The sequence below is a fragment of the Pseudomonas sp. MWU13-3659 genome (genome assembly GCF_023757525.1).
In the GTDB taxonomy this organism is placed as follows: domain Bacteria; phylum Pseudomonadota; class Gammaproteobacteria; order Pseudomonadales; family Pseudomonadaceae; genus Aquipseudomonas; species Aquipseudomonas entomophila_E.
The window spans coordinates 117,472-143,365 of record NZ_JAMSHW010000006.1; the positions used below are offsets into that span (position 1 = coordinate 117,472).

Below are 25,894 nucleotides of genomic sequence, written 5' to 3' on the forward strand. Positions count from 1 at the left end.
CGGGCTCAACGGCGCTTCAGCGCCCGGCCGAGGCTGTCGACCACACGGTCCTGCTGGGCAGGCTTGAGCCCGCACCACAAGGGCAGGCGCACCAAGCGCTCGGACAGGCTGTCGGTCTGCTGCATCGCACCGTGCACGCGGCCGTAGCGCTCGCCTGCTGGCGACGAGTGTAGCGGCACGTAGTGGAACACGGCGTAGATCTCTTCGGCGCGCAGGGCCTTGATCACCGCCTGGCGGTCCACGCCCGGCGCCAGCAGCACATGGTACATGTGCGCGTTGTGCTGGCAGTCGGCGGGCACGATCGGGCGTCGCAGCAGGCCTTGGGCCTCGAGCTCGGCCAGGGTGTCGTGATAGTGGTACCAGCTGGCCAGGCGCTGGTCGGTGATGGTACGGGCTTCCTGCAGCTGGGCCCAGAGGAAGGCGGCGATCAGTTCGCCCGGCAGGAACGAGGAACCCACCTCCTGCCAGGTGTACTTGTCCACCTGGCCACGGAAGAAGCGACTGCGGTCGGTGCCTTTCTCGCGGATGATCTCGGCGCGCAGCACCAGCTCCGGGTCGTTGACCAGCAACGCGCCACCTTCGCCGGAAATCACGTTCTTGGTTTCATGGAAGCTGAACGCCCCTAGGTCGCCGATGCCGCCCAGGGCTTGGCCCTTGTAGCTCGACATCACGCCTTGGGCGGCGTCCTCGACGACCCGCAGGCCATACTTGCGGGCAATGGCCATGATGGTGTCCATCTCGCACGCAACGCCGGCGTAGTGGACCACGGCGATGGCCTTGGTACGCGGGGTGATCGCTGCCTCGATCAGCGTTTCGTCGAGGTTGAGGGTGTCCTCGCGAATATCGACGAACACCGGTATCGCACCGCGCAGGACAAAGGCGTTGGCTGTGGAGACGAAGGTGTAGGACGGCATGATCACTTCATCGCCCGGCTGCAGGTCGAGCAGCAGCGCGGACATTTCCAGCGCCGCGGTGCAGGAGTGGGTCAGCAGGGCCTTGCCGCAGCCGGTGCGCTCTTCGAGCCAGGTATGGCAACGCTTGGTGAACGGGCCGTCACCGGCGAGCATGTGGCCGAAGTTGGCCTCGGCGATGTAGTGGAACTCCTTGCCGGTCATGTGCGGGCGATTGAAGGGGATCTGGTCGAGGCTCATGGGTGGTTTCCTGCGGGGGCGGGGGGCGCCTGGTCGCTGCGGATCGCACTGATGCGGCCGCCGATCTGGGTGCCCTTGGCAAGGTTGTCGTAGAAGTAGTCGGTGAAGCCGGCCTGGGCCATGGCGCGCTGGGCGGCTTCGATGTCGTAGGCAATGCGATGCAGGGTGAAGGCCTGGCCGTCCCAGGTGGCGAACGCCGCGCGCGGGTCGCCGTCGCGCGGTTGGCCCACGGAGCCGGGGTTGCACCAGGTCTTGCCGTTGCCGTGCCAGAGGTACTGCACATGGCTGTGCCCGGAGGCGAAGAAGCGCCCCGGGCGATCGGCGAAATAGGCGTCCGAGGGCTCGAGGTATTCATCGAGCGGGTCGTTCCAGCCGCCGTGGATCAGCTCCAGGCCATGCAGGCTGGCGCGTTCGGGCAGGCTTTCGAGCCAGGCGCGGTTCGCCGCGCTGATCACCCTGTGCTGGTAGTCGAGGCAAGCGTTGGCGCTGTTCGAGCGCGGGCAGGGCTCACGGCGGGCGATGTAGGCATCGTGGTTGCCCAGCAGCGAGAAGATGCCACGGGCGCGCAGGGCGTCGCAGCAGGCGTTGATCTCGCTGTAGTAGCCGGCGGTGTCGCCCAGGCAGATGATTTCGTCCACGCCCAGCCGGTCGAGCTCGGCGAGTACGGCGGACAACGCTGCATGGTTGCCGTGGATATCAGAAATGATCCCGATCATGAACCACGTAGTCCTCGATGTAGCGCACGGCGAAGCCCGGGCGAATGGCCGGTTGCGTGGGCGTTTCGCCCTCCAGGTACCAAGCCAGGCACATGGCCGCCTCGTTGTAGCCGAACGCGGTGCGGATGGAACTGGTGGAGGAGATGCGAGGGTTGATCTCCAGCAGTTTCCAGGTACCGTCCACCGCGCGACGGAACTGCAGGTTGGTCGGGCCGACCGGCTTGAAGTGGCGGCACAGGCGGGCTACCACGGTGTCCAGGGTCGGTTCGTGGCGTACCCAGGCCTTGGCGGTGGAACCGTCCGAAGCCAGGCTGCGCTGGAAGGTGATCGAGGCGCAGGCTGCGCCTTTGCCATCGCCGAACACGGCCACGGTGTATTCCTGGTTGGCGCTGCCGATGATCGGCTGGGCCATCAGCACCTCGCCCAGCAAGGGCGCCCAGGGTGTGAAGTCACGCTCCTCGCGCACCCACACCAGGCCTTTGGAGGCGTAGCTGCGGCGGGGCTTGAGCAGGAACGGCAGGCCGAGCTCGGCGCTCAGCGAGGCAAAGTCGCCGGCCAGGTGGCTGGGGATGCGGCTGTTGTCCTCGACCGCCAGCAGGGCCTGGTCCATGGCGTATTTGTCGCGGGTCAGTTCGATCAACTGGGCGTCGTTGAGTGCGACGCGGCAGCGGCTGTCGGCGAGCAGGACACGGTGCGCGTCGAGCCAGTGCACATCCTGTTCGATGCCTGGGATCAGCAGATCGACCTGAAAGCGTTCGATCACATCCAGCAGCCAGGTTGCGTACTCCGGCGCGGCGGTCAGCGGTGCTTGCAGGAAGTGATCGCACCAGGCCTGGCCGACCGCGTCGGCGTAGATGTCGGTGCCCACCAATATGGCGTCGGGGGCGGCGGCACGCAGCGACTTGAGCAGCCCGTAGCCCATGATCGCGCCGACGCCGGTGACCAGGATGGTGCTCATCGGTGTTTCTCCTGATGTTCCTTGAACCGGGTAAGGCCGGTGTGCAGATCGATGGTCGGCCAGTAGCCGATGCGTTGGAAGAGCGCTTCGCAGCCATTGGCCATGGGCAGGTCCGGCAGGTCCGGCTTGCTGGCGTCGAAGCTGATCCGCTCAGGTGTGGCGTACACCTCGAAAGCCGTTTGGGCGATCTGCGACAGGCGCAGGTCCTCGGGGTGGGCGCAGGTGAAGGTGCCGCTGGCGTGCTGTGCCGCGACGCGGGTGCAGATTTCACCCAGGTCGTCGAGGTGCAGGTAGTTGCGCCGGGCGTCGAGCGTGCCGTAGAACGGTTGGACCTGGCCCGCGCGGGCGTTGTCGGCGATGGCGTACAGCAGCGGTTGGTGGCGTCGGCAACGGGCTTGGCTGTCATACACCTGTGACAGCCGCAGCACGGTCAGCTCCAGGCCCTGTTGAGTGCAGAACAGCGCCGCGACCTCCTCGGCGTGGCGCTTGGACAGGCTGTAGGCGCCGTAGTAGCGATCGCCTGGCTGGTACAGCGCCGACAACGACGACAGCAGGATCACCTGGCGCGCCCCACAGTGTTGGGCCAGGCGGCAGGCGGCGAGGGTGCCGACGCTGTTGACCAGCTCGGCGCGCACCAGGTCGTCCGCGCCGGGGCCGCCAAAATCGGCGGCGGCCAGCACGACCAGGTCGAAGCGTTCGCTGACGTGCGCAGGTGCCTGCCAATCGCTCAGGTCGAACGGTATGTCCGCCTCGCGGCGCCCGGCGAAGCGCACCTCGCCCAACTGCGTCAAAGCCTGGCCCAGGGCCTGGCCAAGGGTCGAGGTGCTGCCGATCACCAGGCTGCGCATCAGTTGGCCGTCGCTTCGAGCATCAGCGCGCAGCTGAGCTCCGGGTAGTCGATACCGACGGTGCACATGGCGCCGGTGATCTGCTCGCTCAGTTCGAGCTTGAGCAGTTGCGAGGTCATGAACGGCTTGAGGAACACGCCCTCCTTGCGGGTGACCTGGTAGCCGGCGTCGGTCAGCTCGCGGGTCAGGCTGTCCAGCGAATAGACACGCTGGTGGCCCAGTTCCAGGTCACCCTGGCCGAGGCTCATCATGTTCCCCAGCAGGCCGGCGGCATGGCCGAAGCGGCGGTGCAGCGACTCGCCGTTGGGCACCAGCACGAACAGGCGCCCACCCGGTGCCAGGAAGCGGCGGAAGCGCTGCAGCACGGTCTGCGGATCGTCCACGTGCTCGAGGACGAAGCCCATGACGATCAGGTCGAAGGTGCGCGAGCTGTCGAAGTGCTCGAAATAGCCCTCGACGATGTCCACGGGGCTGTCGGGGAACTGCTCGCGGAACTGCGCGATGACCGAGGCCGAGCCGTCGATAACGGTGTGCGAGGCGAAGAACTGCGAGAAGCGGTTGGTGGAGAAGCCATGGCCGACGCCCAGCTCGAGGATCGAGTCCTGCGCCTGGCACAGCTGCATGATCCGCTGGGGGTACCAGTTGAGGATGATGTCGTTGTCGAAGGCGTAGCCGAAGCGATCGCTGTAGGCGCCGATGTAGCTATCAAGCGTGTTGGTCATGGTGGGCTCGCAGGTCGGTTTCGGCGCGCTCTGGCGCGGTGGATGCGGAAGCGGGCGGGAGCACGTGCCGCATGAAGCGCGGGGCTTCCCGGCCGCAGTTGAACAGCAGGTCGAGGATGGTCACGCCGTGGGCGAATGCGCCCCACAGCTGCGGGTACTCGGGGTAGCCGCGGTAGTCGAACCAGGTGACGGCGATACCTTCGGCGTCGAACAGGCGTTCATCGAGGTAGTCACGCGCTGCCGGGCCGGACAGGTATTCGCTGGCGCCGGCCTGCCGGCACAGGTCGACCAGGCGTTCGGTCTTGCCTTCGCCGAGCTGGTAGTCCCAGGAGCGGCTGATGCGCGTGGTGATGCCAAGATAGTCGCAGACCGCCTGCAGCAAGGCATGGTTGAGCGCGCTGAGGTTGTCATGCACCTGTTCCAGGTACAGGGGCTTGAGCCAGCGGGTGATTTCGGCAAAGCAAGGGGCCTTGGCGTAGTTGGCTTCCAGGGTTTTCCAGTGCTTGACCTGCCAACGGCTGTCGCGCAGCTCGACATCGCGAATACGCCGGTCGATATCCTGGCCGGCAGGCACCGTCAGCCACTCGACGCCCTTGGGGGTCTTGATCTGGTTGCGGTTGCGCCAGTCATTCTTGGTGTACTGCATGTCGTCGTAGAGGATGAATTCGTCCACGGCGGCGATCAGGTCGAAATAGCCCTTCCAGGGGATGTAGTTCGACTGCAGGATGGCGACCCGTTTCATGGGCGCACTCCCATGCAGGCGCGACGTACTTCTGACGCGAATGGGGCGTTTGGCCTGGAGTCGGCGTCAAGGCGCCGGGGAATAGCCAGCTGATCGTCGGACATATTGGGTTGCTTCCTGTTGGCCTGGGGGCGATGCGGGGCGCTCTGCGCCGTGGTTTTGCTGGGCGATACCGGAGTCTGGTCGCCTGGCGGGCCGGATCGTCCCTCTTGCTTCCGGGCAGTGGTAATGGCGATATAAGCAAAAAAGAGGCCGAGGTTTACAGCATGCCGTTGCACACCCTGCTCCACCGCTCCAGCCAGTCCCGTCCCGTGGTTTGCGAAGCGCAGGCCCTACAGGCTGTGCAGGCCTATTACGGCCTGCATGGCGCGTTGGTGCCCCTCGGTAGCCAGCAGGACGTGAACTTCTGGCTGGACAGTGACCAGGGCCGCTTCGTGTTCAAGGTCTGCCATGGCAGTTACGCCGAGGCGGAGTTGCAGGCGCAGCACGCGGCGTTGGCGTTCCTGCGCAACGAAGGCATCCCCGTCCCGACCGTGCGGCCGGCAGTTTCCGGCGACACCCTGCTGGCGCTGGAAATCCAGGGCCAGCCATTGCGCGCCCGGCTGCTCGACTACATCGAAGGCCAGCCGCTGACCCGCTTCAAGCACCTGCCAGCACGGCTGGTGGCTGAATTGGGCGCGCTCTGTGCCCGGGTCGACCAGGCCCTGGTCAACTTTGACCATCCAGGGCTGGAGCGCACCTTGCAGTGGGATCCTCGGCATGCCCAGGCCCTGATCGAACACCTGTTGCCGACCCTTGAGTCAGGCGGGCGGCGCCAGCAGGTCGAGCGGGTCACCCGTCAAGCGGCCGAGCGGTTGCAACCGCTGGTCGGTCTTTTGCCGAGCCAGGCTGTGCACCTGGACATCACCGATGACAACACGGTCTGGCGTCGTGACGATGCGCGGCAATGGCAACTGCAAGGGGTCATCGACTTCGGCGACCTCTGCCGCACCTGGCGCATCGCCGACCTGTCGGTTACCTGCGCGGCACTGCTGCATCACGCCGAAGGCGACCCGTTGCGCATCCTCCCGGCGATTGCCGCCTATCAGGCAGTGAATCCGCTCGAGGATGCCGAACTGCGTGCGCTGTGGCCCCTGGTGCTCAATCGCGCGGCGGTGCTGGTGCTCAGCAGCGAGCAGCAACTGGCCGTCGACCCGGGCAACCAGTACGTGCTCGACAACATCGCCCATGAGTGGGAAATCTTCGAGACCGCCTGCGCGCTCCCCATGGCGTTGATGGAAGCCGCGATCCTGCAAGCGGCAGGCAGAAGGCCGCAGGTGCCCGACTTCAGCGCGAGCCTGGCACTGGTGCCCGCGTTGGCGGGGCAGGTGGTCAACCGTGTCGACCTCGGCGTCCTCAGCCCGCACTGCGAGTTCGGCAATTGGGAGCTGCCGGGGTTCGACCCGCGTGTGCTGGCCGCGCAGCCGGTGCCTTCCAGCAGCTTGCACGGCCAGTACCGACTGTCGCAGACCCATATTGACCGACCAGATGAGCCTGCCACCTGTGCATTGGGGGTGGAGCTCAACCTGTTCCCTGGCACCGTGCTGCAGGCCCCCGAGGCGGGTGTCTGGCAGCGCAGCGGCGATAACCGAGGCTGCCTGCGAACCGCGCAGTGGCAACTGTGGCTCAACGGCCTGGAGGAGGCGCCGGCGGATGGCCAGGTGTTGGAGAAAGGCCAGGTGCTGGGTGCCACCTGTGGATTCCTCAGCGTGCAGTTGTGCCTGGCGGGTGAGGCGCAACCGCCGTTCTTCGCCAAACCCTCCCACGCCGAGGCCTGGCTGGTCCTGTGCCCCTCGCCGCGCGCGTTGCTGGGCTTCGACTGCGACGCCGAGCCGCTGGCCGACCCGCAGGCATTGCTGGCCCGGCGTGACGCCAGCTTCGCCCGTTCGCAGAAGCACTACTACGCCCAGCCGCCGCATATCGAACGTGGCTGGCGCAACTACCTGATCGACATGCAGGGCCGCTCGTACCTGGACATGCTCAACAACGTCGCCGTACTGGGCCATGGCCACCCGCGCATGGTCGCCGAGTCGGCGCGCCAGTGGTCGCTGGTCAACACCAACTCGCGCTTCCACTACGCCGCCATTGCCGAGTTCTCCGAGCGCTTGCTGGACGTGGCGCCGGAAGGTTTCGACCGGGTGTTCCTGGTCAACAGTGGCACAGAGGCCAACGACCTGGCGATCCGCCTGGCCTGGGCCTACAGCGGCGGGCGCGACCTGCTCAGCGTGCTCGAGGCCTATCACGGTTGGTCGGTGGCCACCGACGCCATCTCCACGTCCATCGCCGACAACCCACAAGCCCTGGAGACCCGGCCGGACTGGGTGCACCCGGTGGAGGCGCCGAACACCTTCCGCGGTCGCTTCCGGGGGGCCGACAGTGCCGCCGACTACCTGCGCGATGTCGACGCGAAGCTGGCCGACCTGGATGCCCGTGGCCGCCAGCTGGCGGGCATGATCTGCGAGCCGGTGTATGGCAACGCCGGGGGCATCTCGCTGCCAGCGGGCTACCTGCGCGAGGCCTACGCCAAGGTTCGTCAGCGCGGCGGGGTGTGCATCGCCGACGAGGTGCAGGTCGGCTATGGGCGCCTGGGCGAGTACTTCTGGGGCTTCGAGGAGCAGGGCGTGGTGCCGGACATCATCACCATGGCCAAGGGCATGGGCAACGGCCAGCCGCTGGGTGCGGTGATCACCCGGCGGGAGATCGCCGAGGCGCTGGAGGCCGAGGGCTACTTCTTCTCGTCCGCAGGGGGCAGCCCGGTCAGCTGCCGAATCGGCATGGCGGTGCTGGATGTGATGCGCGACGAAGGGCTGTGGGACAACGCCCGTGACGTGGGGCGCCACTTCAAGGCGCGCCTCGAGGCGTTGGTCGACAACTATCCGCTTGCCGGTGCCGCCCATGGCTCGGGCTTCTACCTGGGGCTGGAGCTGGTGCGTGATCGCCAGACCCTGGAGCCGGCCACCGAGGAGACCATGATCCTGTGCGACCGCCTGCGTGAGCTGGGGATCTTCATGCAGCCGACTGGCGACTACCTGAACATTCTCAAGATCAAGCCGCCGATGTGCACCACGCGGGCGAGCGTGGACTACTTTGTCGACAGTGTGGAGCGGATTTTGGGTGAGGGCTTATAAAATCGATTCTTATCGATTTGAAATGACGGCTTATGCAAAAACGGTCTCTTGGCTTGCTTTAAAAGTCGATATTTATCGGATATAAGTGTTCGTCATAAAGCAGTCGGGACCGCTTTGCGGTCCTTTCGCGGCACAAGGCCGCTCCTACAGGGATAGCGTTCGACCTGTAGGAGCGGCCTTGTGCCGCGAAAGGCGTGCGCAGCGGGCCCCGGTCCACCGACAGTTGCTATCTAGAGGTCATCGATGAAAACGCTCAACTCGACCCCCCGCGCCGACGGCTTCCACATGCCCGCCGAATGGGCCCCGCAGACCCAGGTATGGATGGTCTGGCCGGAGCGCCCGGACAACTGGCGCCTGGGTGGCAAGCCGGCGCAGGCCGCGCACGTGACCCTGGCCAAGGCCATCGCCCGCTTCGAGCCGGTAACCGTGGCCGTATCCGCCGCTCAGTACGAGAACGCCCGCCGCCAGCTTGACCTGCCCAACATCCGGGTGGTCGAGATCAGCAACGACGACGCCTGGGTGCGCGACACCGGCCCGACCTTCGTCATCAACGACCATGGCGAGGTGCGTGGCGTGGACTGGGGCTTCAATGCCTGGGGTGGTTTCGACGGCGGCCTGTACGCACCGTGGAAGCGTGACGAGGAACTGGCCGCCAAGGTCATGGAGATGGAGCGCGTGCAGCGCTACCACACCGAAGGTTTCGTGCTCGAGGGCGGTTCGATCCACGTCGACGGCGAAGGCACCCTGATCACCACCGAAGAATGCCTGCTCAACCGCAATCGCAACCCGCACCTGAACCGCGAGCAGATCGAGGATATCCTGCGCGAGCACCTGGCGGTGGACACCATCGTCTGGCTGCCGGACGGCCTGTACAACGACGAGACCGACGGCCACGTCGACAACTTCTGCTGTTACGTCAGCCCGGGCGAAGTGTTACTGGCTTGGACCGATGATTCCAATGACCCCAACTACGCACGCTGCCACGCCGCCTATGAGGTGCTGAAAAACACCCGTGATGCCAAAGGCCGCGAGTTCGTGGTGCACAAGATGCCGATTCCGGGGCCACTGTACGCCACTCAAGCAGAGTGCGACGGCGTCGATCACGTGGCTGGCAGCCAGGAGCGCGACCCGTCGGTACGCCTGGCCGGCTCCTACGTGAACTTCCTGATCGTCAACGGCGGCATCATCGCCCCAAGCTTCGACGATCCGGCCGATGCGCAGGCCAGAGCGATCCTGGCCAAGGTCTTCCCGGACCACGAAGTGGTGATGATCCCGGGCCGTGAGTTGCTGCTCGGGGGCGGCAACATCCATTGCCTGACCCAACAGCAGCCGGCGCCGGCCAAGCGCTGATCCCCAGGCCAACGAAAAAGCCCGTCTCATGACGGGCTTTTTTGTGGGCGACGACGGTCGGGGCGCGCAGATGGCACACCTCTTGTATTGTTTTTCCATTGTGTTTCAGACAGATAGGGCTACGCCGTTCTGTAACAAACCTTACGTAAGTTAGCCGCTCACGGGCCCAGGAGTGCGTGTGGAAATGAATGCAGCAAGTGAGTCGGCTTTGCCCCCATCGGCCGTGAATCACGAATCGCTCAAGCTGTTGGCGCAGTGGTTGAAACACCATGGAAGCATCCGGGTCAGGAAGACCGACCCACGACGTCTGCTGGACGGGCGATACCCTCAGGGACTGATCAGCGATGCGGAGCTCGAGGCTCTGATGGCGGTCTGGCACTGACCGGGAGGGATCCCGTTGCAATGAAAAAACGCCACCGCACTGCGGTGGCGTTTTCGTTTTCGCGGTCATGATTCGGTGCGGATACCTGTAGGAGCGGCCTTGTGCCGCGAAAGGGCTGCGTAGCGGCCCCATGATTTCAGCGTTGACGCAAAAAACGCCGGGGCCGCTTTGCGGCCCTTTCGCGGCACAAGGCCGCTCCTACAGGGGGGGCGCAAGGTTCGGGCTCAGAAGCTGTAGCTGCCGGTCACCACCAGGCTGCGCGGGTCGCCGACCTGGATCTGCGCGGCGCTGGTGGCCGAGCTGTAGTAGGTCTTGTCGGTGATGTTGCTCAGCGCCGCGCGCACGTCCCAGTCGTGGGTGCGGTAGCCGGCCAGCGCGTCCCAGCGGCCGTAGCCCGGCAGCACCACGGTGTTCTGGTTGTCGGCGTAGCGGTCGCCGACCAGGGTCAGGCCGGTCTCGGCGTACCAGCCCAGCTCCGGTTTCCAGGTCACGAACAGGCTGGCGTTGCGCTTGGCCACGTCATTGATGCGGTTGCCTTCCTGGCCGTTGTTGTCCTTGACGATGGTCGCGTCCTGCAGGCCGATGCCGCCGCGCACATACCAGTTGCCGACGACGTTGCCGGTGGCAGTCAGCTCGATGCCGCGCGAGCGCTGCAGGCCGGTCATCAGGGTGATGTTCGGGTCGAGCGGGTCGCGGGTGCGGCGGTTGTACAGCTCGAGCTCGTACACCGCCAGGGTGGTGCTCAGGCGTTCGTCGAACCACTCGCTCTTGACCCCGATCTCCTTCTGCCGGGTCAGCTCCGGTTCGGTTTCGTTGGTGTTGCCCGCCGCGCCCGGGGTGATGCCGATCAGGCCGCCGCCGACCGGCGAGTAGGTCTTGCTCCAGGAGGCGTAGAACGAATGCTCGCGCCATGGCGTGTAGACCACGCCCAGGCGTGGGCTGAAGCTGTTGTCCTTCTGCTTCTCGGCGATATTGCGCAGCTTGTTGGTGGTTTCCACCTCGAACTGGTCGAAGCGCACGCCGGCGAGGATCTGCCACTGGTCGTTGAGGCGGATCTGGTCCTGCAGGTAGACGCCACGGCTGTCGACCACGGTGTGGTTGTTGCTCGACACCACCATCGGGCCGTTGTGTTGCAGCGCACGGTTGGGGTTGTTCAGGTCCAGGGACGGCACCGCCGTGCCGCCGGCGCTGACTGCCTTGGCGGTATACAGCAGTGGGTCGCGGCGCTGGTTGCCGAACTCCATGCCCACCAGCACCTTGTGCTCCAGGCCCCAGGTGCTGACATCGCCTTCGGCCTCGAGGTTGTTGAACAGGTTGCGGGTGCTCAGGTCCTGCTGCCAGCGCTGGCGGCTGACCAGGTTGGTGCGCGGGTCGTAGCCGGTCTGGTAGGTGTTGTCGAAGTCGCTGTCGAGCTTGAACAGGCCCAGGGTATGGCGCAGCTGCCAGTTGTCGCTGAGCTGGTAGTTCAGGCGCGAGCGCAGCGACTGCGCCTTGTCGTCGATGTAGTCGCGCTGGGTGTCGCCGTAGGTGGTGCTGCGGCTGACGTCCGCCGGGCGGCCGTTGGCGCCGGGGATGCCGCGGTCCGGGGTGCGGTTGTAGCGGCTGTATTCGTACTGCACCAGCCAGTTGAGGTCGGGGGTCAGCTGCCAGCTCATCGACGGCGCGAACAACTGACGATTGCCGTCGATGCCTTTGCGGAAGCTGTTGCTGTCCTCGTTGCCCATGTTCAGGCGCAGGCTGATGTTCTCGCTCGGGTCGGCGCTGAGGTCGGCGTACAGGCTGCGCAAGTCCTGGCTGCCGCCCTGGGCTTCGATGGTCGAGCGGCGGCCATGCTCCGGCGCCTTGCTCACCCGGTTGACGATACCGCCCTGGCTGCCACGGCCATACAGCACCGCCGCGGGGCCCTTGAGCACCTCGACCCGCTCGATGTTGTGCAAGTCGCGGGTGTACTGGCTGTCGTCGCGGATGCCGTCCAGGTAGAAGTCGTTGCTGGCGTCGAAGCCACGGATACGCAGGCTGTCGAAGCGGGTGTCGCCACCGGCGCTGACGTTGGGGATGCCTTCCAGTGCCTTGCCCAGGTTGCTGCTACCGTAGTCCAGCACGTTGCTGGTCTTCACCGAATCGATGGCCTGGGGCACATAGCGTGCCGGCGTCGAGGTACGGGTCGCGGTGGTCACGTCCCTGACCCGTGGGTTGTCCTCTTCGCGCTCGTTGTCGGCGGTGATCGAGGTTTCCGGCAGGGTGGTGGTGGCGGCATTGACCAGCCCTGCGCTGAACATCAGCGACAGGCCCAGGGTCAGGGGCGAAAGGCGGCAGGGAGCAAGCATCGCGGGCGTCCGGTAAGGGGAGGTGAGAAATTGGGCGCGAATGATAATGCTTGCTATTTGCTGTTGCATGTCTATTCGTAAAGACTTGTCTTTACATTTGTATCAATTTGTTACTATCCCTTTGGATATATAAGGGCAATGCCCATGCGCGTACGGGTGATAAATGACAATTGTGCGGTTGTCACCGCGTTTGCATAAAAGAGACAAATTTGCGCTGACACACGGCAGATATGCATGGAAATGCACCGCCGCCGACCTTGTTTTTGGTTATATCAACCTGCAATTCACGTTTTTTTGACATGTATGAGCAGGCAGGGCTAGGATTCGGCCTCTACGCCTGCTGGCCATGACATGGCCATGGGGTCGTAAGGGCCGTTGCAGACCTTCTGCAGGCCTTTAGGCCGGGATCCGCATAGCGTCGAACCTACGAAGGGGCGTTGGTTCTGGGCGTTCTAATGCAGCGCGTTTTTGAATACGAAATAAGGAAAATAAGATGTTGAAAACCAGGATCAGCCTGGTCGCTCTGGCGATGATCGCCGCGACCCAGGCACAGGCCAACGATCAGGCCGACAGCAAGGGCTTCATCGAGGACAGCCACGCCAACGTCCTTCTGCGCAACGCCTACATCAACCGTGACAAGAAGCACGGCACTGATGACCAGATCGAATGGGGCCAAGGCGCCATCGCCAACTTCTCCTCCGGCTTCACCCAGGGCACCGTCGGTGTCGGCGTCGACGCCTTCGGCCTGTACGCCGTGCGCCTCGATGGCGGCAAAGGCCACAACGGTGGCGCCGGTGTCGATTTCTTCAAGCCGCACAACACCAAGAATGCCGACGGCAACGCCAGCGGTCCGCATGACCTGGCCCGTGCTGGCGCAGCCGTCAAGTTCCGCATCTCCAACACCGTGCTGAAGTATGGTGACCAGATGCCGACCCTGCCTGTGCTGCAGTACGACGATGGCCGCCTGCTGCCAGAGAGTTTCACCGGCACCCTGATCACCTCGAAGGAGATCAAGGGCCTGGAACTGAACGCCGGTCGTTTCACCCAGGAAGCGCGCAAGAGTGCCGAGCGTCGTGATGGCGGTGGCCTGAAGTCGATCAATGTGTTCGGCGGCAGCTACAAGTTCACCGACAACTTCACCGCGTCGCTGTACACCGCTGACAACGAAGATGTGCAGAAGAAGCACTACCTGGGCCTGAACTACGTCTTCCCGATCGCCAGCGACCAGTCCCTGACCTTGGACTTCAACGGCTACAAGTCGGACATCGACCACAAGTACGTCAACAAGGCCGATCTGACTGGCGACTCCAACACCATCTGGAGCCTGGCAGCCACCTACGCCTACGGCCCTCACTCGTTCACCCTGGCGCACCAGCGCAGCACTGGCAGCACCGGCTACCAGTACGGCTGGTACCAGAACGCAGGCGGCACGGGTGACGGTGGTTCGACCATCTACCTGGCCAACAGCTACTGGTCCGACTTCAACGCCGAGGATGAGCGCTCCTGGCAGCTGGGCTACGGCCTGGACTTCGGTGCCTTCGGTATCCCGGGCCTGACCTACAAGCTGGCCTACGTGGTGGGTGACAACATCAACACCCGTACCGTCGGCAAGCCGGAAGGCTACGGTGAAGGTAAAGAGCGCGAGATCTTCAACCAGATCCGCTATGTCGTTCAGGAAGGCCCGGCCAAAGACCTGTCGATCAAGCTGCGTAGCTCCTTCCTGCGCACCAACAACGCTGTCCAGCAAAACGGCAACTACACCGACGACGGCAACGAAGTCCGTGTATTCGTCGAGTACCCGATCAGCATCTTCTGATCCTGATCCCGCGTCATCGACAACCCCGGCCTATGCCGGGGTTGTTGCTTTCCGTGGCTTGGCAAGCGCTGCCGATGCCACCTCGATCTCCCCCGTCTCTGGCGCAAAGCTGTCACTGCGCGCCATTCGCCACATCCGTGCATAAAACTCGCTGTCGATCGTCCCGCTGAGCAATTCCCCTGGCTTGAGGAAGGTATGCAGCTGCGAGAACAGGCCGATCTCGCTGGCACTGATGCGCCGCGCCAGGTGCTTGGGCTTGAGCTCGGACGGTTGTGCCAGGCCAGCGGCGGCGAGCATTTCGGCCAGGGCATGCAGGGTGTTGCGATGGAAGCTGGCGACCCGCTCTGCCTTCTCCGGCACCACCAGCGCTCGCTGGCGCAACGGGTCCTGGGTGGCCACGCCGGTCGGGCACTTGTTGGTGTGGCAACTCTGCGACTGGATGCAGCCGATGGCGAACATGAAGCCGCGCGCCGAGTTGACCCAGTCGGCGCCGATGGCCAGCACGCTGGCGATGTCGAAGGCGCTGACCAGCTTGCCCGCCGCGCCGATGCGGATGCGTTCGCGCAGGTTCAGGCCCACCAGGGTGTTGTGCACGAACATCAGCCCGTCGCGCAGCGGCACGCCCATGTTGTCGGAGAACTCCCGGGGTGCCGCGCCGGTGCCGCCTTCCTTGCCGTCGACGACGATGAAGTCCGGGGTGATGCCGGTGGCCAGCATGGCCTTGGCGATGCCCATGAACTCCCATGGGTGGCCCAGGCAGAACTTGAAGCCCACCGGCTTGCCGCCGGACAGCTCGCGCAGCCGGGCAACGAAACGCAGCAGCTCCACGGGGGTGCGGAAGGCACTGTGGGCGGCTGGCGAGATGCAGTCCTCGCCCGCGCGCACGCCCCGGGTGGTGGCGATCTCTGCGCTGACCTTGTGCCCCGGCAGGATGCCGCCATGGCCGGGCTTGGCGCCTTGGCTGAGCTTGATCTCGATCATCTTCACCTGGCCGTCGCGCGCCTGCACGGCGAAGCGCTCGGGGTCGAAGTGGCCATGCTCGGTGCGGCAGCCGAAGTAGCCGCTGCCGATTTCCCAGATCAGGTCGCCGCCGTGTTCGCGGTGATAGGGGCTGATGCTGCCCTCGCCGGTGTCGTGGGCAAAGCGGCCCAGGCGCGCGCCTTTGTTCAGCGCGCTGATGGCGTTGGCGCTGAGGGCGCCGAAGCTCATGGCCGAGATATTGAAGATCGACGCCGAATACGGCTGGGTGCACTGCGGCCCGCCGATACGGATGCGGAACGAGGCGGGGTTGGCCATTGGTACTGGCAGCATGGAATGGCTGATGAACTCGAAACCGGGCTTGTAGGCGTCGTTGAGTGTGCCAAAGGCTTTCTCGGCACTTTCGTTCTTGGCCCGGGCATAGACCAGCGAACGTTGGGCGCGAGAGAACGGCAGTTTGTCGTCGTCGCCTTCGATCAGGTACTGGCGGATTTCCGGGCGGATGGTCTCGATCAGGTAGCGGATATTGCCCAGGATCGGGTAGTTGCGCCGCACCGCGTGGTGGCTTTGGCGCAGGTCGTTGAGGCCGACCAGGCTGAGCAGGGCGCTGATCAGGGCGAATGGCCAGAGCCAGGGGTGTACGGGCAGGAAAGGGGCGCTGGCGGCGGTGAAAATGAGGCATGCGGCCAGGCAGGCGTAGCGGCTGGGGAGCGAGTCTTTCATGGGTCCATCGCAGGCGGGATGACCTGCGTAGGATAGGTAAAGCCATGGGCCGGAAAACCTGGGGAATCGGTAAAAGACTATTACGGGTTGGGCGGGAGAGGTGAAGTGCCTGGGACACCGAGCGCCGCCTGTGCGGCGCATCGCGGATAAATCTGCTCCTACACGCGTTGCAACGTGACCATGAGGTAGTTCGTCGGGCTGCCTGTAGGAGCGGATTTATCCGCGGTGCGCCGCGCGGCGGCGCTCGATCGCGGGCGCGCCACTACAAAATCTGCCTATACCACTATCACCCGCTTTTGCCTCAACGCCACAGAACCTTCGCATACCCTTCCTAGCATGGCCCCATCGCTTCGATGAGGACCTGCCATGAACAACGTCACCCCGGGCGCGCAGATGAAAGTGCGCGGCATCCACAAGCGCTTCGGTGCCTTCACTGCGCTCAACGATGTGTCCCTGGACATCGCCGCCGGCGAGCTGGTGTGCCTGCTCGGCCCGTCAGGCTGCGGCAAGACCACCCTGCTGCGCTGCATCGCCGGTCTCGAGCGCCAGGACCGCGGCGCGCTGTACATCGGCGAGCGCGACATCTCCGAACTGCCGCCCCAGGCACGTGACTACGGCATCCTGTTCCAGTCCTACGCGCTGTTCCCCAACCTCACGGTCGAAGCCAACATCGCCTACGGCCTGACCGGTAGCCGCCGCGAGGCGTCGCGCCAGCGGGTCGCCGAGATGCTTGAGTTGGTGGGCCTGGCGGGCAGCGAGAAGAAATACCCCGGCCAACTCTCCGGCGGCCAGCAACAGCGCGTGGCCCTGGCCCGTGCCCTGGCACCGTCGCCCTCGCTGCTGCTGCTGGACGAACCGATGTCGGCGCTCGATGCCCGGGTCCGCGAGCACCTGTGCACCGAGCTGCGCCAGCTGCAACGCCAGCTGGGCATCACCACCCTGATGGTCACCCACAACCAGGACGAGGCCATGCTGATGGCCGACCGCATCGCCGTGATGAACAACGGCCAGGTCGAGCAGTACGCCACGCCCCAGGAAATCTACGACCAGCCGGCCACGCCATTCGTCGCCGAGTTCGTCGGCCAGGGCAACTGGCTGCCGTTCCAGCGCCGTGGCGACAGCCTCGCCCAGGTCGGCGGCATGAACATGCGCCTGGCGCCGAACGCCGGCAACGCCAGCAGTGGCCGGCTGTTCTGCCGCCCGGAAGCGATCACCGTCAACCCGGTGGTGCACGAAGAGAACCTGTTCCCGGCCAAGGTTCGCGAGATCACCTTCCTCGGCAACCGCTGCCGCATGAGCTTCGAGTTCAAGGCCTTGCCGGGCCACGCGCTGCTCGCCGAGCTGACGCCGGAAGCCATGCCGCGCCTGGGTTCGCAGGATATCTGGGTGGCCCTGCCGCCGCAGAGTCTGCAGGTGTTCGCCTGAGATGGCCGCGCCCATGACCCTGCCGCTCGCCCACGCCAAGGCCGCGCCGCAAAAGGGTGTCGCCCTGGGTGACCGTTTGTTCGTGGTCGGTGGCAAGAGCCTGCTGCTGATCCTGTTGATGCTGGCGGTGCTGATGCCGTTGCTGGCGATCTTCTGGCGTGGCCTGAGCGGCGACGCCGGGCAGGGCGGTGGCCTGGAAGCCGCCCGTGAACTGTTCGCCAGCGCCAACTTCCACTGGTTGCTGGGCAACAGCCTGTCGGTGGCCTTCACCGTCGCCGCCATCGTGGTGCCGCTGGCCTACCTGTTCGCCTACGCCCTGCAGCGCACGCTGATCCCGGCCAAGGGCCTGTGGCGGGGGATCTCGCTGCTGCCGCTGCTGGCGCCGTCGATGCTGCCGGCCATCGCGCTGGTGTACCTGTTCGGCAACCAGGGCCTGTTGCGCGGGCTGCTCAGCGACAATATCTACGGCTACTGGGGCATCGTCCTCGGCGAGGCCATCTACACCTTCCCCCATGCGCTGATGATCCTGCTCTCGGCGTTGTCGTTGGCTGACGCTCGTTTGTTCGACGCGGCATCGAGCATGGGTGCCGGCCCCACCCGGGCCTTCTTCAGCATCACCTGGCCGGCCACGCGCCAGGCGGTGTTCGCCGCGTTCTGCCTGGTGTTCACCCTGACCATCACCGACTTCGGCGTGCCCGTGGTGGTCGGTGGCGATTACCAGGTACTGGCGCTGGAAGCCTACAAGGCCGTGGTCGGCCAGCAGCAGTTCGGCCGTGGCGCGTTGATCGGCATGGTGCTGCTGGTGCCAGCGCTGCTGAGCTTTGCCGTCGATGCCTGGCTGCGCCGCCGCCAGGGCGAGGCCATGAGCGGCCGCGCCCAGGTGTTCGAGCCCAAGCCGTCGAAGCTGCGCGACGGTTGCTACCTGGCCCTCGTGCTGCTGGTGTGCGCGGCGTTGCTGGGGGTGATCGGCATGGCGGTGTACTCGTCGCTGGTCAAATTCTGGCCCTACAATCTGTCGCTGTCGTTCAAGCACTACCTGTTCGACGACACCGCCGGGGGTGGCTGGCTGGCCTACCGCAACAGCGTGACCATGGCCATCGGCACCGCGCTGATCGGTAGCGTGGTGATCTTCAGCGGCGCCTACCTGATGGAGAAGACCCAGGGCCAGCGCCTGCTCAACCAGTTGCTGCGCTTGCTCAGTTTCATTCCCATGGCGGTCCCCGGCCTGGTGCTGGGCCTGGGCTACGTGTTCTTCTTCAACCTCAACGGCAACCCGCTGCACGTGTTCTACGGCAGCATGACGCTGCTGGTGGTGTGCACCATCGCCCACTACCTGACCACCGCGCAGATGACCGCCACCACCGCCCTGCGCCAGCTCGACGGCGAATTCGAGGCCGCCGCGCTGTCGCTCAAGGCGCCGCTGTACAAGCATTTCATGCGGGTCACCGTGCCCATCTGCCTGCCGGCGCTGCTGGACATCATCCGCTACCTGTTCGTTTCGGCGATGACCACCGTGTCGGCGGCAATCTTCCTCTACAGCCCCGACACCATCCTCGCCGCCGTCGCCGTGCTGAACATGGACGACGCCGGCAACGTCGGCGGCGCCGCTGCCATGTCCACCTTGATCCTGCTGACCAGTGCCGCCGCCTCGCTGTTGCTGGCCGGCGCTTCACGCGGCCTGCTGCGCCGCTCCCAGGCCTGGCGCCAACGCGCCCCCGGCCATTGACCGACTGCCCACACTGATAGGAACCGCATCATGTTCAAGCCCCTCGCACTTGCCGCTGCTGTATCCGCCGTCTTCAGCCTGCAGGCTTCGGCCGCGACCCAGCTGACCGTCTACACCGCCCTGGAGGCCGAGCAGCTCAAGAGCTACAAGCAGGCTTTCGAAAAGGCCAACCCCGACATCGAGATCAAGTGGGTGCGCGACTCCACCGGCATCATCACCGCCAAGCTGCTGGCTGAGAAAGAGCGCCCGCAGGCCGATGCGGTGTGGGGCCTGGCGGCCTCCAGCCTGGCCATCCTCGACCAGAACGGCATGCTTGAAGCCTATGCACCGAAGGACCTGGGCAAGATTTCCAGCAACTACCGCGACGCCGCCAACCCGCCGGCCTGGGTGGGCATGGACGTGTGGGCCGCGACCATCTGCTTCAACACCGTCGAGGCCGAGAAGCAGGGCCTGAGCAAGCCGCTTAGCTGGCAGGACCTGACCAAGCCCGAGTACAAGGGCAAGATCGTCATGCCCAACCCGGCGTCCTCCGGCACCGGCTTCCTCGACGTAAGCGCCTGGCTGCAGACCTTCGGCGAGCCCCAGGGCTGGGCCTACATGGACGCCCTGCACCAGAACATCGGGCAGTACGTCCATTCCGGTTCCAAACCCTGCAAGCTGGCGGCGGCCGGCGAGTTCCCGATCGGCATCTCGTTCGAATACCCGGCCGTGCAGCTCAAGCGCCAGGGCGCGCCGCTGGACATCGTGCTGCCGAAGGAGGGGCTAGGCTGGGAGATCGAGGCCACCGCCGTGATCAAGGGCTCGCCGAAGGCCGATGCGGCCAAGCGCCTGGCCGACTTCTCCGCCAGCCCCGCGGCCATGGAGTTGTACAAGGAGAACTTCGCCGTGCTCGCCGCGCCGGGGATCGCCAAGCCGCAGACCGAACTGCCGGCCGATTATGAGCAACGCCTGATCAAGAACGACTTTGCCTGGGCCTCGAAAAACCGTGACGAGATCCTCAGCGAGTGGCGCAAGCGCTATGACGGCAAGTCGGAGAAGGTGGCGCAGCAGTAAGACCGGCGAGGTCTCTGTAGGAGCGGCTTCAGCCGCGATGCGGTTGGCACCCGCTTCGCGGGTGATCGCGGCTGAAGCCGCTCCTACAGGCGAACATCCCGTGCACATCAGGAGCATGCCAGTGCCTACCCCCGAGCAGATCATCCACGCCACCTTCGACCTCTACCAGCGCCACGGCAGCGCCGACTACATCGGCGAGGCCATCACCCAGCTCGAGCACATGTCCCAGGCCGCGCAGCTGGCCATGGCCGAGGGCTACGACGATGAAGTGGTCCTCGCCGCCTTCTTCCACGACATCGGCCACCTCTGCGAAGGCGAGGACATGGGCGGCTATGGCGTGGTCAGCCACGAACGCATCGGCGCCGAGTACCTGCGTCGATGCGGTTTTGGCGAGCGCATGGCGCGGCTGGTGCAGTACCACGTCGAGGCCAAGCGCTACCTCACCCTGCGTCAGCCGGGGTACTTCGAGCGGTTGAGCGAAGCGAGCCGGCGTACGCTGGCGTACCAGGGCGGGGTGATGAGCGACGCCGAGGCCGATGCGTTCGAAGGAGATCCGCTGTTTGCCGTCAGCCTGCGCATGCGTGAATGGGACGAGATGGCCAAGGAGGTCGGGGTACCGCTGATTGATTCGCACGTACTCAAGACCAAGGCCCGCACACTCCTGTAGGAGCCAGCCTTGCTGGCGAACAGCGCCCCCCGAAGTTGATTGCACGGTTCGCCAGCAAGGCTGGCTCCTACAGGTCTGCTACCAGCGTCTCCAGTTGTTCCTGTCGCTCGGTTTGGTTCACTCGCGCTCCGGGATTGAGCGTCGACCATTGCGGATGCGCCCGGGCCTTGTTCAAGGCTTCCGGCAGCTTACCCTCGCGCCAGGCTTTCTCATCCGGCGCTGCCAGGCGAATGCTGTCCTGCGCCGCATGCCCACGACTTTCCAGCGCCACCATCAACTGCTGCTGACGCAGTGCCAGCAGGCGCAGCACCGTATCGTCCACCGTCAATTCACGCTGCCCCTTGAGCTTGCCCATCAGGCGCGAACCGTAGTTGCGCGCGGTCTGCAGCGCGCCCCCGGCGATGGCGCCAGCCAGGGCCGCGGCACCCAGGGTCAAGCCGCCAACCAGCAAGTCCACCCCGGCGCCGGCCGCCGCTCCGGCCGCCACGCCGCTGCCCAGGCGTACGCCCAGCAGCTTCAAGGTTTCGGGATTGAACAGGTCATCGCCCCAGCGCCCATCCAGCAGCGGCAGGTCGCCGGCCTGGGCATCCTCCCGACGAAACGCGTAGAGCTTGAGCAACGCCTCGACACAGCGTTGTTCGCGCTGACGCACGTCCTGGCGAAGGGCCTCGATGGCTCGTGCCTCGGCGGCGGGCTCGGTCTCGACGCTGCGCCGGCAGGCGGCGCAGTCGAGCAACAGCTCGGCGACCAGGCGCTTGCCGCTGTGCTGGCGTGCCAGGCGCTGGGCCTGCTGGTCGTCGATCAGCCGTTGCAGTGCCGGGCGGGCATCTTCCAGCAGCAGGGCGAGGCTTTCGTACAGGCGGCGTTCGCCGTCTTCGGGTGGGGCGACGCTGTCGAAGCGCACCAACGCGTGAAGCCCAAGCCGGGCAAGGGCTTCGCGCCATTCCGGTTCGCGGTGCTGGGTGCTGGCGACGAAGTTGAGCACCGGCAGCAGCGGCTTGCCGCAACCGGCCAGTACTTCCAGTTCGTCGCGGTACTTGGCCAGCACCGGTTCGCGGGCGTCGATTACATACAGCCCGGCATTGCTTGTCAGCAACTGGCGCAGCACCTTGGCCTCCTGCTCGAAGCGCTGGCGCGCTTCGCTGCCCTGGAGGAAACGCGCCAGTCGGGCCGGGCCGTCCAGGCGCTCGCCCGGGCGCTCCAGGCGTTCCAGGTAGTCAAGCAGGGCGATGGCGTCTTCCAGGCCAGGGGTGTCGTACAACTCCAGCAACGGTTCGCCATCGACCGACAGCCGAGCACCCTCGACATGGCGGGTGGTGCTGGGCCGGTGGGAGACCTCGCCAAAGCCCACGTCGCGGGTCAGGGTGCGCAGCAGCGAGGTCTTGCCGACGTTGGTATGGCCGACCACGGCCAGTTTCAGCGGCTCAGTCATGGCCATGCTCCAGCCAGGTCAGCGGCGAGGTGTCGGCGTGGGGCAGGCCCAGGCGGTCGAGCGCTTCGTGCCAGTCGCCCAGCCGTGCGGCGTCCAGCGCCTGGCCGGGTTGTGCCTGCAGCAGCCAGATGCGCGTGGCGCCGGCATTGCGCGCCAGCTCGGCGAGCAGCGCCAGGCTGCCACGGTCCGGCGAGCGGCGCGGGTCGCAGGCGATGGCTAGGCGGGCGGGGGGGAAGCGGCCGAGCTGTTCGAGCAGCTTGTGGCGTGACTCGCGGCTGTCGAGCACGCCGGCATCGGTCACCGCCTTCGGCAGGGCTGGTGGCCAGGGGCGCTGGTCGTCCAGCTCCAGGCCAACCAGCAAGGCGCCGCTGCTGCCGCTTTCCAGTTGGCCGGCCTCGAAGCGCGGCAATGCATCGGGGGCGGCATCCTGCACGCCGATGCGTTCGCTGCGGGGCATCAGGGCGTCGCGCAGATGGGCGTAGCCGGGCAGGTTGAGGTCGAGTGACAGGTGCTCGCGGCCCTGGCGCCAGCGCCACAGGCATAGCGCAGCCAATGCCAGGCGCGGCAGCAGGCCGTAGACCAGCACCACGCCAAGCAGCCAGCTGGCCCAGGCTTGGCGAGCCAGGTCCAGGCTCGGCAAGGTGGCGCCGCTGGCGCGAATCATTGCCTCGTCCGGCACGGCGAAGCCGAGCAGCGAAGGCAGGGCACCCAGGGCCTGGGTGAGGGTGATGAAGGGCTCGGCGGCGAGCAGTGTGGTTTCCCAGACGAAGCCATAGCGCCGGGTCGCCAGCAGGGCCAGCAACATTCCCAGTGCCGCGACCATCGCCAGCAGCCACAGGCCATGCACCAGCAGGCCGAGCAGCCAGCGGTTCAGGCGTTGGCGCTGCAACAGCACCAGCAGTGCCGGGGCCAGTTGCGCGGCCTGGGCGTCGCGGGCCAAGCGTTCGCTGAGCCACAGCCACAATCGCCCCAAGGCGGCACCGTGTTCGCCGCCGAAGAAGAAACCCAGGGCCCAGCCGAGCAGCAGCACAAGGTCGAGCCCGAGCAGGCTGCCCAAGGCCCAGAACACGTTCACCGGACGTTGGCCATCGCCCAGGGCTGCCAGGCCCAGCCCGGCGCCGCTGAACACGGCCAGCAACATCAACGCCAGCAGGGCCAGGCGCGCGCCCTGTTTCCAGTGGCGCAGCGCGGTGGCCATGCCGTCGCGTTCGGCCAGCCACAGGGCGCGGGTTTCGATGCGTACCGCCAGGTCGCCGCCCTGCTGGCGGGCGCGGCGGTTGGCTTCCTGGTCCTCCAGGGGGCCGGCGTGCTCTTCGCGCAGGCGCACCGCTTCGGTGAGCCAGCGTTTGTCGAGTGGAGTCGGTGCGGTCACGAGGTCTTCCATTGCACAGGTCAGGGCAGAAGCATAACCCACGTGCCCGGTGCTATCCTCGCCGGCATGAATACATCACTCCCCCTCAGCCTGATCGCGGCGCTCGCCGAGAACCGTGTGATAGGCATCGACAACACCATGCCCTGGCACCTGCCGGGGGACTTCAAGTACTTCAAGGCCACCACCCTGGGCAAGCCGATCATCATGGGGCGCAAGACCTGGGACTCGCTGGGGCGGCCACTGCCGGGGCGGTTGAATATCGTCGTCAGCCGCCAGCCTGGCCTGGAGCTGGCCGGCGCCGAGGTGTTCGCTTCGCTGGAAGCGGCGCTGGTGCGCGCCGAGCAGTGGGCGCGGGAGCAGGGTGTCGATGAGCTGATGCTGATCGGGGGTGCGCAGCTGTATGGGCAGGCGTTGGAGAAGGGGCTGGTGAGCCGGATGTACCTGACCCGGGTTGAGTTGTCGCCGGAGGGGGATGCCTGGTTCCCCGAGTTCGACAAGGGGCAGTGGCAATTGTCGTCCAGCGCGCCTCAGGCTGAAGAGGGCAAGCCGGTCTATCACTTCGAGGTTTGGGACAAGGCTTGAGGTTGCGGGGCTGCTTTGCAGCCCGCTCGCCGGCAAGCCGGCTCCTACAGAAGGCAGCCGGCGCTTGTCGCAGCAATTGCGAATTTATCTCATCTTCTGCTAGCGTGCGCACCTCTTGAGACTCTGAGCCAGGATGTGCCGTGTCTTCGTGGAACAAGCAGATCGCCCGCCTTTTCACCGAGCACAAGAAGGCCCTCGAAGCCTTCGTCGCCCGGCGCACCGGTAATGCCCAGGTGGCCGCCGACCTGACCCAGGAATCCTTTCTGCGCCTGGCCCGGCTGCCGGCCGACAAGCAGATCGACAACCTGCCAGCCTTCCTCTTCACCATCGCCAGCAACCTGGTCCGCGATCACCAGCGCCAGGTCATCCGCCGTGAGCGCCTGGACGCGGGTGAGCCAAGCGAGGAGATCGCCAGCGAGGCCCCCGGCGCCGACGAGCAGCTTGCCTCGCAGCAGGAGCAGGCACTGATGCAGGCGGCGATCCAGGCCCTGCCTGAGGCGACCCGGAATATCTTCCTGCTCTATCATGTCGACGGTTGCACCTACCGCGAGATCGGCGAGCGCCTGGGCGTCACGCCGCGCAGCGTCGAATACCAGCTGCGCCGGGCGCTGCTCGACTGCCGTGCCTTCATCAGGGCGCGCCTGGCGGCGCGGGGGCAACGTCCATGAGCCTTGAGAATGCGGTCGACCCGATGAGCGAAATGCCCGACAGCGAGCATCTGTTTGCCGAAGCCACGGCCTGGTACTACCGCCTGCAAGCCGACGATGTCACATCGGCCGAGCAGCAGGCGTTCGCCGCTTGGCGGGGGCAGGGGCCGGAGCAGGCGCAGGCCTGGGACGAGGTGCTCGCCTTGCTGGGCGCGTTGCAGGCACCGGCCAGGCACCTGCGTGAACAGCAGCGCCAGCAGTGGCGCCGGCCTGCGCGGCGGGCCTGGCTCAAAGTGGCGGGCGCCGCGGCGGCCATGCTGTTGTTGGGCTTGCTGGTCGGCCAGACCTCCTGGCCCGACCGCTGGCGCGCCGACTACGCCACCGCCACCGGGGAGTCGCGCAGCATCCAGCTCGAGGATGGTTCGCGCATCCAGCTGAACACCGACAGCGCCCTGCAGGTCGAGCTGAGCGAAGGCGAGCGACGCGTTCGGCTGCTGCGGGGCGAAGCCTGGTTCGAGGTGACGCACGATAGCGCCCGGCCGTTCCTGGTGCGCTCGGGCGACGGTTGGGTGCGGGTGCTCGGCACCCAGTTCAGCGTCGCCCGGGACGATCGCCAGACCCGTGTCCAGTTGGACCGAGGCAAGGTGGAGGTGCGTGCTGGCCAGGCGCCGAGCGTGTTCCTGCAGCCCGGGCAGGCGCTGGAGTACACGGCCAGCGGCGTCGGTGCCGTCCACCCGTTCGAGCCGACTCGCGCCTTTGCCTGGCGCCAGCGCCAACTGGTGTTCAGCCAGCAGCCTCTGGCTGAAGTGGTCGAGGAGTTGAACCGCTACTGGCCCGGCCAGACCCTGGTGCTGGGCGATGCGCTGCGCGGGCGCAAAGTCTCCGGGGTGTTCGAGATCGACAAGCCGGAGGCCGTGCTCAAGGCCCTGACCCACACCCTGGGCGTGCGCGCCGAGCAGTACACCCCCTACCTGCGGATCCTTCGCGAAAGTTGAAGCAGAAAAAGTTTCGGGGATTTTCGCGGAGCCGACGTCCTTGTGTGGGAAGGCGCAAATAATAAGCACTCTCAGATAGTGCGGCGCCAGTCGACGACTTGGACGATTTTGGGGA

20 protein-coding genes are annotated in these 25,894 nt (G+C 65.9%); 10 read left to right on the forward strand and 10 right to left on the reverse strand.

Going from position 1 to position 25,894, the window contains the following annotated elements:
• Nucleotides 1-5: 5 nt before the first annotated feature.
• From rffA to NGM28_RS10275, 6 genes are read right to left on the reverse strand one after another with little or no spacing between them, the layout of a single operon-like run.
• Nucleotides 6-1,151, reverse strand: coding sequence for a dTDP-4-amino-4,6-dideoxygalactose transaminase (rffA, locus tag NGM28_RS10250; RefSeq protein WP_252090021.1), 1,146 nt, complete (start codon nt 1,149-1,151; stop codon nt 6-8).
• Nucleotides 1,148-1,867 (reverse strand): metallophosphoesterase family protein, encoded by a 720-nt coding sequence (locus NGM28_RS10255; protein WP_252090023.1) that lies wholly within the window; start codon nt 1,865-1,867, stop codon nt 1,148-1,150. The genes rffA and NGM28_RS10255 overlap by 4 nt, the downstream gene beginning before the upstream one ends.
• Nucleotides 1,848-2,825, reverse strand: a complete 978-nt coding sequence (locus tag NGM28_RS10260) for an ATP-grasp domain-containing protein (RefSeq protein ID WP_252090025.1) — start codon at nt 2,823-2,825, stop codon at nt 1,848-1,850. The genes NGM28_RS10255 and NGM28_RS10260 overlap by 20 nt, the downstream gene beginning before the upstream one ends.
• Entirely contained in the window at nt 2,822-3,673 is an 852-nt protein-coding gene (locus tag NGM28_RS10265) for an NAD-dependent epimerase/dehydratase family protein (RefSeq protein ID WP_252090026.1), read from the reverse strand. The genes NGM28_RS10260 and NGM28_RS10265 overlap by 4 nt, the downstream gene beginning before the upstream one ends.
• The gene (locus tag NGM28_RS10270; protein WP_252090028.1) at nt 3,673-4,395 is read right to left on the reverse strand and encodes a class I SAM-dependent methyltransferase; all 723 of its coding nucleotides are present in this window, start codon (nt 4,393-4,395) and stop codon (nt 3,673-3,675) included. Before NGM28_RS10270 ends, NGM28_RS10265 begins: the two co-directional genes overlap by 1 nt.
• Nucleotides 4,379-5,137 (reverse strand): WbqC family protein, encoded by a 759-nt coding sequence (locus NGM28_RS10275; RefSeq protein ID WP_252090030.1) that lies wholly within the window; start codon nt 5,135-5,137, stop codon nt 4,379-4,381. The genes NGM28_RS10270 and NGM28_RS10275 overlap by 17 nt, the downstream gene beginning before the upstream one ends.
• A gap of 266 nt (nt 5,138-5,403) precedes the next feature.
• On the opposite strand from NGM28_RS10275, the gene NGM28_RS10280 reads away from it, so the two are divergent.
• Together NGM28_RS10280 and aguA are read left to right on the forward strand one after the other, a co-directional pair.
• Nucleotides 5,404-8,304, forward strand: coding sequence for an aminotransferase (locus tag NGM28_RS10280; protein WP_252090031.1), 2,901 nt, complete (start codon nt 5,404-5,406; stop codon nt 8,302-8,304).
• Between the two features lie 243 nt (nt 8,305-8,547).
• Nucleotides 8,548-9,654 (forward strand): agmatine deiminase, encoded by a 1,107-nt coding sequence (aguA, locus tag NGM28_RS10285; protein ID WP_240063990.1) that lies wholly within the window; start codon nt 8,548-8,550, stop codon nt 9,652-9,654.
• Between the two features lie 606 nt (nt 9,655-10,260).
• Here the strand turns inward: aguA and NGM28_RS10295 are convergent.
• A complete protein-coding gene (locus NGM28_RS10295; protein ID WP_252090033.1) occupies nt 10,261-12,363 on the reverse strand; it encodes a TonB-dependent receptor in 2,103 nt (700 codons plus the stop codon).
• 493 nt (nt 12,364-12,856) lie between these two features.
• Here NGM28_RS10295 and NGM28_RS10300 point away from each other — a divergent pair, with 493 nt between their 5' ends.
• On the forward strand, nt 12,857-14,179 hold the full coding sequence (locus tag NGM28_RS10300) for an OprD family porin (protein ID WP_240063988.1): 1,323 nt from the start codon (nt 12,857-12,859) through the stop codon (nt 14,177-14,179).
• Nucleotides 14,180-14,209: 30 nt separating this feature from the next.
• Here NGM28_RS10300 and NGM28_RS10305 read toward each other — a convergent pair whose 3' ends face one another.
• On the reverse strand, nt 14,210-15,880 hold the full coding sequence (locus tag NGM28_RS10305) for an FMN-binding glutamate synthase family protein (protein WP_252090035.1): 1,671 nt from the start codon (nt 15,878-15,880) through the stop codon (nt 14,210-14,212).
• Nucleotides 15,881-16,246: 366 nt separating this feature from the next.
• Between NGM28_RS10305 and NGM28_RS10310 the strand changes: the two genes are divergently transcribed.
• From NGM28_RS10310 to NGM28_RS10325, 4 genes are all read left to right on the forward strand, one after another.
• Nucleotides 16,247-17,305 carry a putative 2-aminoethylphosphonate ABC transporter ATP-binding protein gene (locus NGM28_RS10310; protein ID WP_240063986.1) on the forward strand — a complete coding sequence of 353 codons (1,059 nt, stop codon included), beginning with the start codon at nt 16,247-16,249 and terminating at the stop codon, nt 17,303-17,305.
• A gap of 1 nt (nt 17,306) precedes the next feature.
• Complete coding sequence (locus NGM28_RS10315) at nt 17,307-19,031, forward strand: putative 2-aminoethylphosphonate ABC transporter permease subunit (RefSeq protein ID WP_252090038.1); 1,725 nt, start codon at nt 17,307-17,309, stop codon at nt 19,029-19,031.
• A gap of 30 nt (nt 19,032-19,061) precedes the next feature.
• On the forward strand, nt 19,062-20,084 hold the full coding sequence (locus NGM28_RS10320; RefSeq protein WP_240063984.1) for a putative 2-aminoethylphosphonate ABC transporter substrate-binding protein: 1,023 nt from the start codon (nt 19,062-19,064) through the stop codon (nt 20,082-20,084).
• A gap of 121 nt (nt 20,085-20,205) precedes the next feature.
• Entirely contained in the window at nt 20,206-20,751 is a 546-nt protein-coding gene (locus tag NGM28_RS10325) for a phosphonate degradation HD-domain oxygenase (RefSeq protein WP_252090039.1), read from the forward strand.
• Nucleotides 20,752-20,818: 67 nt separating this feature from the next.
• Here NGM28_RS10325 and NGM28_RS10330 read toward each other — a convergent pair whose 3' ends face one another.
• Together NGM28_RS10330 and NGM28_RS10335 are read right to left on the reverse strand one after the other, a co-directional pair.
• A complete protein-coding gene (locus NGM28_RS10330) occupies nt 20,819-22,183 on the reverse strand; it encodes a GTPase/DUF3482 domain-containing protein (RefSeq protein WP_240063982.1) in 1,365 nt (454 codons plus the stop codon).
• Nucleotides 22,176-23,567 carry a DUF2868 domain-containing protein gene (locus tag NGM28_RS10335; protein WP_252090040.1) on the reverse strand — a complete coding sequence of 464 codons (1,392 nt, stop codon included), beginning with the start codon at nt 23,565-23,567 and terminating at the stop codon, nt 22,176-22,178. The genes NGM28_RS10330 and NGM28_RS10335 overlap by 8 nt, the downstream gene beginning before the upstream one ends.
• A gap of 54 nt (nt 23,568-23,621) precedes the next feature.
• Between NGM28_RS10335 and NGM28_RS10340 the strand changes: the two genes are divergently transcribed.
• From NGM28_RS10340 to NGM28_RS10350, 3 genes are all read left to right on the forward strand, one after another.
• Entirely contained in the window at nt 23,622-24,137 is a 516-nt protein-coding gene (locus NGM28_RS10340) for a dihydrofolate reductase (RefSeq protein WP_240063980.1), read from the forward strand.
• 140 nt (nt 24,138-24,277) lie between these two features.
• Nucleotides 24,278-24,805, forward strand: coding sequence for an RNA polymerase sigma factor (locus tag NGM28_RS10345; protein ID WP_240063979.1), 528 nt, complete (start codon nt 24,278-24,280; stop codon nt 24,803-24,805).
• The gene (locus NGM28_RS10350; RefSeq protein ID WP_240063978.1) at nt 24,802-25,779 is read left to right on the forward strand and encodes a FecR family protein; all 978 of its coding nucleotides are present in this window, start codon (nt 24,802-24,804) and stop codon (nt 25,777-25,779) included. The genes NGM28_RS10345 and NGM28_RS10350 overlap by 4 nt, the downstream gene beginning before the upstream one ends.
• The last annotated feature ends 115 nt before the right edge of the window (nt 25,780-25,894 follow it).

Bases quoted from the DNA above. Each gene is read 5' to 3' on its own strand.
- rffA (WP_252090021.1), bottom strand. From the start codon at position 1,151: ATGAGCCTCGACCAGATCCCCTTCAATCGCCCGCACATGACCGGCAAG.
- NGM28_RS10255 (WP_252090023.1), bottom strand. From the start codon at position 1,867: ATGATCGGGATCATTTCTGATATCCACGGCAACCATGCAGCGTTGTCC.
- NGM28_RS10260 (WP_252090025.1), bottom strand. From the start codon at position 2,825: ATGAGCACCATCCTGGTCACCGGCGTCGGCGCGATCATGGGCTACGGG.
- NGM28_RS10265 (WP_252090026.1), bottom strand. From the start codon at position 3,673: ATGCGCAGCCTGGTGATCGGCAGCACCTCGACCCTTGGCCAGGCCCTG.
- NGM28_RS10270 (WP_252090028.1), bottom strand. From the start codon at position 4,395: ATGACCAACACGCTTGATAGCTACATCGGCGCCTACAGCGATCGCTTC.
- NGM28_RS10275 (WP_252090030.1), bottom strand. From the start codon at position 5,137: ATGAAACGGGTCGCCATCCTGCAGTCGAACTACATCCCCTGGAAGGGC.
- NGM28_RS10280 (WP_252090031.1), top strand. From the start codon at position 5,404: ATGCCGTTGCACACCCTGCTCCACCGCTCCAGCCAGTCCCGTCCCGTG.
- aguA (WP_240063990.1), top strand. From the start codon at position 8,548: ATGAAAACGCTCAACTCGACCCCCCGCGCCGACGGCTTCCACATGCCC.
- NGM28_RS10295 (WP_252090033.1), bottom strand. From the start codon at position 12,363: ATGCTTGCTCCCTGCCGCCTTTCGCCCCTGACCCTGGGCCTGTCGCTG.
- NGM28_RS10300 (WP_240063988.1), top strand. From the start codon at position 12,857: ATGTTGAAAACCAGGATCAGCCTGGTCGCTCTGGCGATGATCGCCGCG.
- NGM28_RS10305 (WP_252090035.1), bottom strand. From the start codon at position 15,880: ATGAAAGACTCGCTCCCCAGCCGCTACGCCTGCCTGGCCGCATGCCTC.
- NGM28_RS10310 (WP_240063986.1), top strand. From the start codon at position 16,247: ATGAACAACGTCACCCCGGGCGCGCAGATGAAAGTGCGCGGCATCCAC.
- NGM28_RS10315 (WP_252090038.1), top strand. From the start codon at position 17,307: ATGGCCGCGCCCATGACCCTGCCGCTCGCCCACGCCAAGGCCGCGCCG.
- NGM28_RS10320 (WP_240063984.1), top strand. From the start codon at position 19,062: ATGTTCAAGCCCCTCGCACTTGCCGCTGCTGTATCCGCCGTCTTCAGC.
- NGM28_RS10330 (WP_240063982.1), bottom strand. From the start codon at position 22,183: ATGACTGAGCCGCTGAAACTGGCCGTGGTCGGCCATACCAACGTCGGC.
- NGM28_RS10335 (WP_252090040.1), bottom strand. From the start codon at position 23,567: ATGGAAGACCTCGTGACCGCACCGACTCCACTCGACAAACGCTGGCTC.
- NGM28_RS10340 (WP_240063980.1), top strand. From the start codon at position 23,622: ATGAATACATCACTCCCCCTCAGCCTGATCGCGGCGCTCGCCGAGAAC.
- NGM28_RS10350 (WP_240063978.1), top strand. From the start codon at position 24,802: ATGAGCCTTGAGAATGCGGTCGACCCGATGAGCGAAATGCCCGACAGC.